Annotated in this window: 7 protein-coding genes; 5 read left to right on the forward strand and 2 right to left on the reverse strand. The window is 67.3% G+C overall.

Features of this window, described 5'->3' with window-relative positions; genetic code table 11:
- Nucleotides 1–158: 158 nt before the first annotated feature.
- The 4 genes from FFS23_RS03350 to FFS23_RS03365 are packed head-to-tail and all read left to right on the forward strand — an operon-like array spanning nt 159 to nt 10,006.
- Nucleotides 159–2,465, forward strand: coding sequence for a TonB-dependent receptor (locus FFS23_RS03350; protein WP_171009337.1), 2,307 nt, complete (start codon nt 159–161; stop codon nt 2,463–2,465).
- Nucleotides 2,465–4,675: a glycoside hydrolase family 3 C-terminal domain-containing protein gene (locus FFS23_RS03355; RefSeq protein ID WP_212742900.1), complete on the forward strand. Its 2,211-nt coding sequence runs from the start codon at nt 2,465–2,467 to the stop codon at nt 4,673–4,675. Before FFS23_RS03350 ends, FFS23_RS03355 begins: the two co-directional genes overlap by 1 nt.
- Nucleotides 4,676–4,692: 17 nt before the next feature.
- Nucleotides 4,693–7,557 carry a glycosyl hydrolase gene (locus FFS23_RS03360; protein ID WP_137897441.1) on the forward strand — a complete coding sequence of 955 codons (2,865 nt, stop codon included), beginning with the start codon at nt 4,693–4,695 and terminating at the stop codon, nt 7,555–7,557.
- Between the two features lie 31 nt (nt 7,558–7,588).
- Entirely contained in the window at nt 7,589–10,006 is a 2,418-nt protein-coding gene (locus FFS23_RS03365; protein ID WP_137897442.1) for an alpha-L-rhamnosidase-related protein, read from the forward strand.
- A 12-nt stretch (nt 10,007–10,018) separates the two neighbouring features.
- Here FFS23_RS03365 and FFS23_RS03370 read toward each other — a convergent pair whose 3' ends face one another.
- Entirely contained in the window at nt 10,019–11,452 is a 1,434-nt protein-coding gene (locus FFS23_RS03370; RefSeq protein WP_137897443.1) for an NAD(P)H-binding protein, read from the reverse strand.
- A 184-nt stretch (nt 11,453–11,636) separates the two neighbouring features.
- Nucleotides 11,637–11,786 carry a hypothetical protein gene (locus FFS23_RS19980; protein ID WP_156143792.1) on the reverse strand — a complete coding sequence of 50 codons (150 nt, stop codon included), beginning with the start codon at nt 11,784–11,786 and terminating at the stop codon, nt 11,637–11,639.
- A gap of 124 nt (nt 11,787–11,910) precedes the next feature.
- Between FFS23_RS19980 and FFS23_RS03375 the strand changes: the two genes are divergently transcribed.
- Nucleotides 11,911–12,213 (forward strand): hypothetical protein, encoded by a 303-nt coding sequence (locus tag FFS23_RS03375; protein WP_038661277.1) that lies wholly within the window; start codon nt 11,911–11,913, stop codon nt 12,211–12,213.
- Nucleotides 12,214–12,232: the final 19 nt, after the last annotated feature.

A 12,232-nucleotide genomic window follows, 5' to 3' on the forward strand; every position in this document is an offset into this window, starting at 1 on the left:
TACGAGACCGAACTATATATTGACTTGTGATAGATCAGCCTGTAAGAACTGATCCCACAATATGGTACGTTCCACGTAAGGCGCGGCCATCCGCTTAGGGGAGGACGATCATGCGTCTGAAAACCGTTTCGATCTTGTCGGTATCATGCATCGCGCTGATGACGGCGCCTGCGTTCGCACAGCAAGCTGCGGACTCCGCGACCACGCCGGCGCCTGCTGCGACCCAGTCGGCGACCGATACCGCGACCACGCCGCCCGCGCCGGGCGATAGCGGCGACATCATCGTCACCGCCAACAAGCGCGCCGAGCGGCTGCAGGACGTGCCCAAATCGGTCGACGTCGTGCAGGGCGATACGATCCAGAAGCTCAACCTGCGCAGCTTCGCCGAGATCGATCAGCTCGCGCCCGGCCTCAGCCTGACGGCGAAGGAGCCGACGACGAATTCGGTCACCCTGCGCGGCGTCGGCTTCGATCCGAATTCGGGCACGTCGCCCACCGTCGACATCTATTTCAACGAGACCCCGCTCGACGCGAGCAGCGCCTTCCGCGCGCTGTACGACGTCGGCCAGATCGAGGTGTTGCGCGGTCCGCAGGGGACGCTGCGCGGCCGGACGTCGCCCTCCGGCGCGATCACGATCGCGACGCGGCGCGCCGACCTCAACGAGATCGACGGCTATTTCCAGCAGACGCTGACCACGCAGCAAGGCATCAATTCGCAGGGCGCGGTCAGCGTACCGCTGATCCCCGGCGTTCTTGCCGTTCGCGCCGCGGGCCTGTTCGACCGCAACATCGGGACGGGCGTCACCAATCTGCGCACCGGCGATCAGGATCGCGACAAGACCGAGAGCGGCCGTCTCAGCGTCGCGTTCCAGCCGACCTCGCGGCTCAATTTCGATCTGACCTATCAGTATCTGAACAACCGGACGCTCACCAGCCCGATGCTGTTCACGCTGCCGGGCCAGACCACGAACCCCGTCCTCACCCCGTCCGACCGCAGCGCGCTGGTGACCAAGCCGGGCCGCTACAATTACAAGGGGCATATCGTCAGCCTCGCCGCCGGACTCGATCTCGGCGGCGTCGCCGTGAATTACATCGGCGGGTATCAGAATATCGATCAGGGCCGGGTCAACGACATCGCTTATGGCGGCTCGCTGCCCAATTTCTCGCAGAACCAGTCGTTCCAGACCAAGAACGAGCAGATCTCGCAGGAGCTGCGCCTGACCTCGCAGGGCAATCGATTCTGGAACTTCCTCGTCGGCGGCTATTACGAGCACAGCACCTCGAACACGACGGTGGCACAGGACCAGTATCTGTTCCAGTTCGTGCCGGCCGGAACGCCGCCGCAGTTCGTTCCCAAACTCGACGTCGGCGTAATCGTGCCGAGCAAGTCGGACACCTATGCCGTCTTCACCGATCACCGTTTCCAGGTGACCGGCAAGGATCAGCTGCAAGTCGGTCTGCGCTATCAGGAAACGAAGGTCCGCAGCGACTTCGTCCAGACGCTGAGCGGCGCGATCCTCGGCCCGGTGCCGATCGTCAGTTCCGGGGTCAGCCCGGACAATCGCAACCGGACCTTCCGTCAGCTCACCGGCGGCGCCAGCTTCCGGCATGAATTCAGCCGCGACCTGACCGCCTATGCCACCTACGGGCGGTCGTATCGACCCGGCAGCCTCAATACCACGACGGCGCGGCTCGACGAGAGCCTGCTGGTCACCAAGCCGGAAACGTCGAACAATTACGAAGTCGGCATCAAGGGGGCGTTCGCCGACCGAAAGGTGCAGTTCACGCTGGCGCTCTACCAGCAGGACTTCAAGAATTACCTGGCCTATACCAACTCCTACCTCGCCGTATCGACGGGCAAGGACGGCGTGGTCGACAACAATGCCGCGCTCACCTTCAACGGCGATGCCCGCGTGCGCGGCGTCGAGGGTACGCTGTCGACGCGCATCGGTACCCAGCTCCAGCTCGGGCTCAGCGCCACCTACAACGATGCCAAGTTCAAGAATGCGACCGCGCCCTGCAACGACTTCAACGGTGACGGCATCCCCGATTCGGTCGGTGCGCAGCGCGTGCCGGTCGGGCAGAACGTCGCCTTCTGCCGCTTGAACGGTCGCCTCAGCGATCAGGCGCCATGGGGCGTGAGCATCAACGCCGAATATCGCGTGCCGGTGAGCGGCAATCGCGAACTGTTCCTGCGCGGTCTCGCCAATTACGTACCGAAGCGCGAGGATCCGTTCATCAACGTCAAATATGGCGACCTGCTCAACAACAGCGTCTTCTTCGGCGTGCGCGGACCCAACGACAGCTATGAATTCTCGGTATTCGCCAAGAACCTCGCCAACGTCGCGGTGCTGACGACGCGGGGGTCGACCCAGGTCGACTATAGCGCGTTCCCGACCGGCTACTCGGTCGGCACGGCGGTGCGGCCCCGCGAATTCGGCCTCAACTTCCGGGTGACCTACTGATGACGATGCGGCGGATCGCATGTGTGGCGCTGCTCGCGACGTCGTCCATCGCCATCGCGCAATCCGTCGATCGCACACGGTCTGCGGATGCGCGGGCGGCGGCGACGGTGCAGGCGATGACGCCGGAGGAGAAGATCCGGCTGTTGCACGGCCCGATGCCGTCGCTGCTCCCCGCCGCCAAACGTCCGGCCGGCGTGCCGATCGGCGCGGGGATCATCATGGGGGTGCCGAGGCTCGGCATCCCCGATCTCACCGAGACCGATGCCAGCCTCGGCGTGTCCAACCTCAACGACCTGCGCAAGGGCGACGTCGCGACCGCGCTGCCGTCCGGTATGGCGCTGGCGGCGAGCTGGGACCCGGCCGTCGCGCGCGAGGGCGGCGCGATGATCGGCGGCGAGGCGCGCGACAAGGGCTTCAACGTCATGCTGGTCGGCGGGGTCAATATCGTCCGCGACCCGCGCGCCGGCCGCAATTTCGAGTATCTTGGTGAGGACCCGTTGCTTGCCGGTACGTTGGTCGGCGCGCAGATTGCCGGCGTCCAGTCCAACCATATCATCGCGACGATCAAGCATTTCGCCGCCAATGCGATCGAGACCGGGCGTAGCGTCCACACCGTCGACATGGCGGAGGCGCCGTTGCGCGAGAGCGACCTGCTCGCCTTCGAGATCGGCATGGAGAAGGGCGATCCCCATGCGGTGATGTGCGGCTACAATCGCGTGAACGGCGTTTACTCCTGCGAGAATCCGTTCCTGCTCAACGACGTGCTGCGGCGGGACTGGGGCTTCGAGGGCTTCGTCATGTCGGATTGGGGGGCGGTGCATTCGTCCGAGGCGATCCTGAAAGGGCTCGACCAGCAATCGGGCGAGCAGATCGACGGCAAGCGCTGGTTCTCCGACCTGATGCAGACCGCCGTCAGCGAGGGCCGCGTGCCGCAGGGCGCGATCGACACCTCGGTGCGCCGTATCCTGCGCACGATGTACGCCAGCGGCGTCGTCGATCACCCGGCGACCGGCGGCGCGACGATCGACTATGCGAGGAACGGCGAGGTCGCGCTGCGCGCAGCGGAGGCGGGGATCGTCCTGCTGCGCAACGAGGGCGGGGTGCTGCCGCTCGCCGCGACTGCGCGCACGATCGTGGTGATCGGCGGCCATGCCGATATCGGCGTGCTGTCGGGCGGCGGGTCCAGTCAGGTTCGCCCGGTCGGCGGCTTCACGCTGGAGGAACGCCAGACGGGTGGCGGCGCGGCATCGTTCGCCAAGCGCAGCTACGGCGGCACCGCCCCGCTCGCGGCCCTGAAGGCGATCCGGCCTGACGCGCAGATCACCTTCGTCGACGGCAGCGATCCGGCCGCCGCCGCGGCCGCCGCCGGAAGCGCGGATGTCGCGATCGTCTTCGGCGAGAAATGGTCGACCGAGGCCGCGGACAATAAGGACCTGTCGCTCGACCGCAACGGCGACGCGCTGATCGCTGCGGTGGCTGCGGCCAATCCCCGCACCGTCGTGGTGCTGGAGACGGGCAACCCCGTCGCGATGCCGTGGCGTGACCGGGTGCCGGCGATCGTCGCGGCATGGTTCCCCGGCCAGCGCGGCGGCGAGGCGATCGCGCGCGTGCTCACCGGCGCGGTCAATCCGTCGGGGCATCTGCCCGTCACCTTCCCGGCGTCGCTGTCGCAACTGCCCAATCCGGCGCTGCCGGGCAGCGATGCGGTGCCGGCCGACGCGGCGACGCGGGCGATCTACGGCATCATGGCCGGCACCAAGCCCTTCGCGGTGACCTTCCCCGAAGGCGCGGACGCCGGCTATCGCTGGTATGCGGCCAAGGGGCTCGCGCCGCTCTATCCGTTCGGGCACGGGCTCAGCTACACCAGCTTCCGCTACGACCGGCTCGCCGCCACCGGCGGCAAGGCGTTGACCGTGCGCTTCTCCGTCACCAATACCGGGCAGCGCGCCGGCGCCGACGTGCCGCAGGTTTATGTGACCCGGCCGGGCAAGGCCAAGCGCTTGATCGGCTGGGGCAAGCCGATGCTGGCGCCGGGCGAGACGCGCGAGGTGTCGGTGGTCGCCGACCCGCGCGTGATCGGCGATTACGACGCCAAGGCGCGGCGCTGGATCGTGCCGGCCGGAGCCTATGGCATCGAGGTCGGGCCTTCGGCGACGCAGACCAGCCTGCGTACGCGGGTCAGGCTCTCGAAACAAACCCTGAAGCCCTGATAGAGGATCGAACCGCCATGCGGCTCCACGCGATGATGACCGGGGCGTGTCTCGCCGCATTGATGCTGACGGGGGCGCCCGCGGCGGCCCAGTCGCTGGAGGACGGCTTCCGCAATCCCCCCAAGGAGGCGCGCCCGCGCTTCCGCTGGTGGTGGCCGGGCGGCGCGGTCAACGATGCCGAGCTGGAGCGCGAGATCGGCGTCATCGATGCGGCGGGCTTCGGCGGCGCGGAGATCCAGGCGCTGGCCCCCAATTTCGCGACGCTGACCCCCGACGAGAAGGCGCGCGTCAACGATTATGCCGAACCCGCCTTCTTCGGCCATGTCCGCGCGGCGGCGAAGGCCGCGGCGGCGCGGGGACTGACGCTCGACTATACGCTCGGATCGGCATGGCCGTCGGGCGGCGGGTTCGCCATTCCGCCCGAAAAGGCGTTCGTCGAGCTGACCATGGCGCGCACGCAGGTGACCGGCGGCACCGGGGCTCCGGTCAAGCTGGTCATGCCGACGCGGACCAAGCGGCTCGGCGCGCTCTCGATGTTCGACGCGCGCGTGAAGGACCCGCGCGTGGCGGACTGGCCGGCACGGATGGACGCGCAGGCGAGGATCGTCGCGGTCGTCGCGATGCGCGGCACCGCGCCGCAGCTGAAGACCGACACCAGCACGATGATGGGGGTGGAGCTTTCCCCGTGGAAGGACGTCATCGCTTCGGGCGCGCTCGACACGGCCAGCGCGGTCGTCCTGACCGACAAGCTCCGGACCGACGGCACGCTCGACTGGCAGGCGCCGGCGGGGACATGGCAGGTCTTCGTCTTCAAGCAATATGCCTCGAACATGGGCGTACTGGGCTCGGCCGGGCAGGGGCCGCAGCTCATCCTCGATCACATGGACCCGGCCGCCTTCGCCGCGCATGCCGCGCGCGTCGGCGATCCGCTCGGCACGAAACCAATCGGCATCCGCTCGACCTTCGTCGACAGTCTGGAGCTGATGCAGGACCTGCCGTGGGGGCGTCAGTTCCTCACCGAGTTCCGCAAGCGGCGCGGCTACGACCTGACGCACTATCTGCCGCTGACCTTGCAGCCGGGCTGGATGCAGGCGTGGAGCGAGCATTTCTCGCCGCCCTATTTCGAGGCCGGCGACGCCACCGCCGAACGCGTCCGTGCCGATTATCGCCGGACCGTGTCCGACCTGATGTTCGACGGCTTTATCAAGCCCTATGTCGCGTGGAACCACGCGCACGGCTTGCAGGCGAAGTTCCAGGCGCACGGCGGCGCGATCGACATCGTGCGCGGTTACGGCATCGTCGATATCCCCGAGACCGAGGATCTGGTCCACGAAGGCGATCCCTATTTCATGCGGTTCGCGCGCTCCGGTGCCGACCTCTACGGCCACTGGATCGTCTCCGCCGAAAGTCTGGTGTGGAAGGATCGCCCGTATGACGTCACCCCGGACGAACTGCGCCGCCGCGCCGACCTGATCTTCGCCGGCGGGGTCAACAGCATGATCCTGCATGGCCATGATTATCGCCTGACCGATGGCGCGTGGCCGGGCTGGCACGCCTTCCAACCCAGCCCGTTCGCGCTCGGCTTCAGCACGATGTTCACCGAAAGCAATCCGATATGGGCCGGCGTGCCGACGCTCGCGCGCTATCTAGGCCGCATGCAGTCGGTGTTGCAGCAGGGGCAACCCGTCGTGCCTCTCGCCTATTTCTACGGCCAGACCGGCTATTATGTCGGGATCGAGGATGGCGGCGCGGGCAAGCAGGCCGCCGAAAAGGCCTTCATCGCGGGCGGTTACGATTTCGACCGGATCAATCCCGATGCGATCGCCGATGCCCGTGTCGAGCGGCGCCAGCTCGTCGCCCGCGGCGGCGCGCGTTATCCTGCGCTGGTGCTGCCGCCGATCGCGGGCATCCGCGCCGAGACCGCCGAGGCGATCGCCCGTTTCGCCAAGGCCGGATTGCCGGTGATCTTCACCGATCGCACGCCGGATCGCGACGAAGGCCTGGCGGATGCGATCCGGCGCGACCGTCGCGTCAAAACCGCGATCGCCGCGACGCTGAAGGCCGGCGGTCGGGTCCTGCCGCTCGGCGGGATCGTGCCGGCGTTGCGCACGGCGCGCGTGCCGGCCAATCTGACCTTCACCGCCGGCGATGTCGCGGATGTCGTCTATGTCCAGCGGCGCGTCGGCGACCGCACGGTGACCTTCGTCCACAATCTCGCCGACAGCCCGCGCGATGCCGGCATGGTCCTGCCCGGCGCGCGCGGCGTGTCGCGCTGGAACGCGATGGACGGGTCGATCGCCCCCGTCGCGGTCGAACCCGGCGGTGCCGGCGTCCGCATCGCGCTGCCGCTGGCGGGGGGCGAAAGTGCCCTGCTGGTGGCCGATCCGGCAACCGGGCCACGGGACGTAATTCCGCGGGTCGCGGTCGAACGGATCGCGCTGCCCGCCTCGGGCTGGACGTTCGGCGCGGCCGGACATAGCGGACGACAGCCGTTCAGCAGCACGATCGATGCCATCACGTTAGGCGATTGGCGTTCGATCGACGGTCTTTCGTCCTTTTCGGGAACGGGGACCTACCGGCGGCGGATGCAGGTCGAGCCGGGCTGGCTTTCCGGGGGCAAGCCGCGGATCATCCTCGATCTCGGCGTGGTGCACGACATGGCGACCGTGTCGGTCAACGGCCGTGCGCTGCAGCCCGTGATCACCGCGCCGTTCCGCGTCGATATCACCGACGCGGTCCGCGCCGGATCGAACGATCTGGCGATCGCGATCGCCAATACGCCGCAGAATGCGATGATCGACCCGAAGCTGGCGGGGTACAAGATGTTGAAGCCGGTGCCCGCCGGCCTCGTCGGGCCGGTGACGGTCGAGATCCGGCGATGATGCCGGCACAATGGTGCGCGACGGAGAGTCCATGATGAAAGCCTCGGCATCGATCGCGCTGATCCTCGCGGGCGTCAGCGGCGCAGCCATCGCCCAGCCCGCGGTGCAGGGCTGGATCACCCAGGCGGATCTGCCCGCAGCCGCCAATCCGGTGGTGCTGCATTTCCGGCGCACGGTCGATCTTGCCGTGCAGCCGCGCCGCTATCCGGTGCGGGTGAGCGCGGACAATCGCTTCATCCTCTACGTCAACGGCCGGCGGGTGGCGGCAGGGCCATCGACCGGCGACGTCGCACATTGGCGCGAGACGGCGGTCGATCTCGCACCCTATCTGACGCGCGGCCGCAACGTCGTCGCCGCGGTCGTATGGAACGGCGTCAAGCCGCTGAAGCTGCCGCCGGACCCGACACCGCAACAGGTCCGGAACGCCGAGGGGGCCGCGCTCTTCACGCAGACCGCGCCCAATTTCCAGCAGAGCGTCGCGACCGGCTTCCATCTGGCGGGCGACGGCGAGGCGGCGGCGCTGTCGACCGACCGTCCCGGCTGGCGGGTGCACCGGGATGCGGGGCACGGCTTCGAGAACGGCTGGCGCCAGATCATCAAGGGCGGCTGGTTCTATGTCGCCGGTCATCCCGAAACGATCGACGCGGCGAAGGCGGATGTCGACTGGACCGGCCCGGTCGAGCGCGGCGCCGGCTGGCAGGATGCCGTGGCGGCGCCGGAGGCGGCCGGGCGCACGCTCGTCGCCGACCGGTTGCCGCTGCAATCCTATGACGCCACCACGCCCGGTACGGTCGTCCGCACCGACCTTGCCGGCGGCGCGCGTTTTCCACGGCAAGCCGTGACGGTGCCCGCCAACAGCAGCGTCAAATTGCTGATCCAGCGCGACGCGATGGTCTCCGCCTATCCCGAACTCGACGTGAGCGGCGGGGCGGGATCGACGATCACGCTGACCTGGTCGGAGGCGCTGTACGATGCCAACCGCAAGAAGGGCGACCGCAACCTGATCGGCGATCGCACCATCTTCGGCATCCACGACACCTTCCTGCCCGATGGCCGATCGCGGACCTTCGCACCCTTGTGGTGGCGGACGTGGCGCTATGCCGAGATCGCGGTGACCACCAAGGCGCAGCCGCTCGTGCTGACCGGGCTGCGCGCGTTCGAGACCGGCTATCCGTTCCGTCAGGTCGGCCGTTTCGCCAGCGACGATCCGACGCTGACCCGCATCTTCGACGTGGGCTGGCGGACGGCGCGGATCGACGCGCACGAAACCTATATGGACACGGCTTATTGGGAGCAGCTGCAATATACCGGTGACACCCGGTTGCAGATGCTGATCTCCTACGCGGTCGCCGACGATCCCCGCCTCGCCGAACAGGCGATCGATGCCTATGCCGGATCGAACGTCGACGGCGGCCTGATGGACGGTGCCTATCCGCAGCGGACCAGCAACGTCATCGCGCCGTTTTCGCTGATCTGGGTCGCGATGCTCGACGATTGGCGGATGCGGCAGCCCGACACAGCCCCGATCGTCCGCCACCTGGACCGGATGCGGCAGGTGATCGACTGGTTCCAGCCGTGGCAGCAGCCGAGCGGCCTGCTCGGCAAGAACCCGCAATGGAATTTCATCGACTGGGTCGGCCAGCCCGCCACCGACCGCAAGATCTTCCCGTCCTATGGCAGTACGAACGAAAGCTGCCTGATGAGCGTCAGCTGGCTGGGCGCCTTGCAACAGGGTGCGCGGATCGAAGCGGCGTTGGGCGACAGGGCGCGGGGCGAGGCGGACGCGGCGAAGGCGGAAGCGGTCAAGCAGGCGATCCGCACCCGCTGCTGGGTGCCCGCCCGCGGCCTGTTCGCGGACAATCCCGACGGCACGGTCTTCAGCCAGCATATGAACGCGCTGGCGATCCTGTACGATGTCGCGACGCCGGAGGAAGCGAGGGCGATCCTCGACCGGATCGTCGCGCCGGGCAAGGGGATCGACGCGCCCGCCGGCCTGTTCACGACCAGCTATTATTTCGCCTGGTATCTCGCCCAGGCGTTCGTCCACGCCGGGCAGGGGGACCGGTATCTGCGCCTGCTCGATACGTGGCGGGATCTGCTCAAGCTCAACTATACGACATGGCCGGAGGAACGCGGCGACACGCGTTCGGACAGTCACGCCTGGAGCGCGCATCCGACCGCGGACCTGCTCGGCATCGTTGCCGGCATCGGGCCGGGCGAGGCCGGATATCGGTCCGTCCGGATCGCGCCGGCGCTCGGCGATCTGAAGCGGGTCGATGCGACCGCGGCGACGCCTGCCGGTCCGGTGCGTGTCCGCTATCGGGTCGAGGGCAGCAGCATGACGGCGGAGATCACCCGGCCCGCGTCCCTGCCGGGCAGCTTCGCGTGGCGCGGGCGCAATTACTCGCTCAGCAGGCCGACGACGCGGCTTACGCTGCCGCTGCGCTGACCCGACGCCCCGTCATGCGTCGGCGGCGGCGGTCGGTTCGGTCCAGACCTGCCGGAAGAACGGGCTGCGCTCGGCGACCCGATCGTAGCACGCGCTGTCGCTCTGGCAGGTCGGGCACCAATGGCCGCCGCGCAGCAGCAAATTGGGCGTCATCGCAAAGCGGTGGCCGAGCGCGCAAGACCAGTCCGCCGGCCGATCCGGTCCGTCGCAACTCTCCGCGTGGCACTGGCCGCCCCGGAAATGCGCCGCGTCCTGCAGATCGGCGAGCCGCCAGTCGGCGGGCGCGATCGTCTCGTCATAGCCGTGGTCGAGCAGCGTCGGCGTGCGCGACGGTTCCTTAAACTCGAACGTCGCCCAGTCGCGCGGAATCGCCTCCCAGGCGGCGCGCGAGCCGAAATAGGCGGCGATGTGCGCCGCGTCGTCGGTTGCGAACCAGTGCAGCGATCCGCCCGGCGCGGTCGCTAGGTTCTCGATGCGCTTGCGCACCATCTTCGGCAGCAGCTTCGGCACGAGCCGGGCGAGAGCCGGCATATGCCGGGGCGCTTCCGCCAGATAATCGTGCACCGACTGTTCGCGGAACGGTACCAGCGCCTCGAGCCGGTCGCTGTCGGCATACCATTGGCCGTGGAAATTGCGCGTCGCGAACCAGTGCGGGCGCAGGACGTCACGGTAACCGGCCATGCTGCCGGCCATGAATTCATGGTTGACGACGCGCGACGCGGCGCCGCCACCGATATTGTAGAAGCCCCGCCAGAAGCTGTCGGGAACCGCATCGTCGCACACCGCCGCCATCAGCCGGCCGCTGTCGTTGGCCGTCGACCATTCGAATACGCCGTTGAGCGGATTGTGGAACATGATCGGGTCGAACATCCGCCACATATCGAAATGCGCCATGCCGCTCTGGCGCAGGGATACCCAGTGCCGGATGCCGCTTTCGGCCACGATCGCTTCGGCCTGGGTCTTGGTCACGGCATAATGATCGTAGGTGCTGATCTTGATCGGATCGCCGGTCCGGCCCCAATGGATCGGCGCGTTGCGGCTGCCGGTCTGGGCGACCGTGCCGATATAGACCAATCGGGTACGATCCGGATCGCCGACGCGCTTGATCGCCGCGATGATATTGCGCGCGCCCCCGACGTTCACCGCGCTTACCGTCGCGGGCGGCAGATGATCCGCCAACGGGGAGACCAGTCCCCCGACGTGCAGGACGGTATCCGCCCCGCGGACGCCGGTCTCGATCGAGCGCGCATCGGTCAGATCGCCGGTGACGATCTCGACGCCCTTCATGCCCATCATCCGCCGCGCAAATTTTCCGTCGCGCTCCTCCGGGCGGAGGAGGACACGGAGCGCGATATCGTCCTTCGCGGTCAGTCGCTTGACCGCCTCGCGACCCATGTTGCCGGTCGCCCCGGTGAGAAACACGACCTTGGTCGACAACGACACCATCCTGACGCCCCTCGTTCTACGCTCCCCTTTGATTAGTACGCTATCGTATCTTAATCAACCGATCGTTCGCAGCGGTGCGGTGGTGTCGTGAGCCGGCAGGCGGAGGGGCGTTCAGCGAGGCAGGTGCGGGTCCTGCTGCCGCTCTGACGGCAGGATGCCGGTCGTGATAGTGTGGATGCTCAGGTCAATGACCGCGCATTCGGCCATTGTGCTGCACCGTGGCAATGCATTCGGTAAGCAGCGCGGCAGCGAGCGTGTGTCCGATCAGATCGGCTTCGACCAGGGCCGCATCCAGCAATGCAAGCAGCCGACCGTTATCCATTTGGCTCGTCATTCGCGTCTCCCTGTGGCATTGGACGCGTGCCGCGGACGATCGATACACCGCCAGCCCGGTGGCGACTACCGAAATGCGGGTGGATCAGGGGTCAACAATGGCGTCATTCGAAAGCTGTCTTGATATGGCCAAGACGCAGGTCGCGCTGAGGGCCTTGCGCTACGGCCATTTTCCCGCCGACATCTTCGATGAATATGCGTGGGACATGATGCTTCACATGTACATTGCTGCGCTGCGGCGACAGACGATGTATATCGACAATGCCGTTAATCTCACGTCGAAGAACAAGATGATCGGCGACCGCTGGATAAAGCACCTGCGGGCGGAAGGCATGATCGAGGTCGACGACGATGTCGTGGCGCTGAGCGAGACGGCGTTGCAGCGGATGAACGCCTACCACGAAGAGGCCCTGACCGCGGTCGAATAGGCCGGATCGACGCTCGTCG

It is taken from the genome of Sphingomonas sp. 2SG, assembly GCF_005503285.1.
Taxonomy (GTDB): domain Bacteria; phylum Pseudomonadota; class Alphaproteobacteria; order Sphingomonadales; family Sphingomonadaceae; genus Sphingomonas; species Sphingomonas taxi.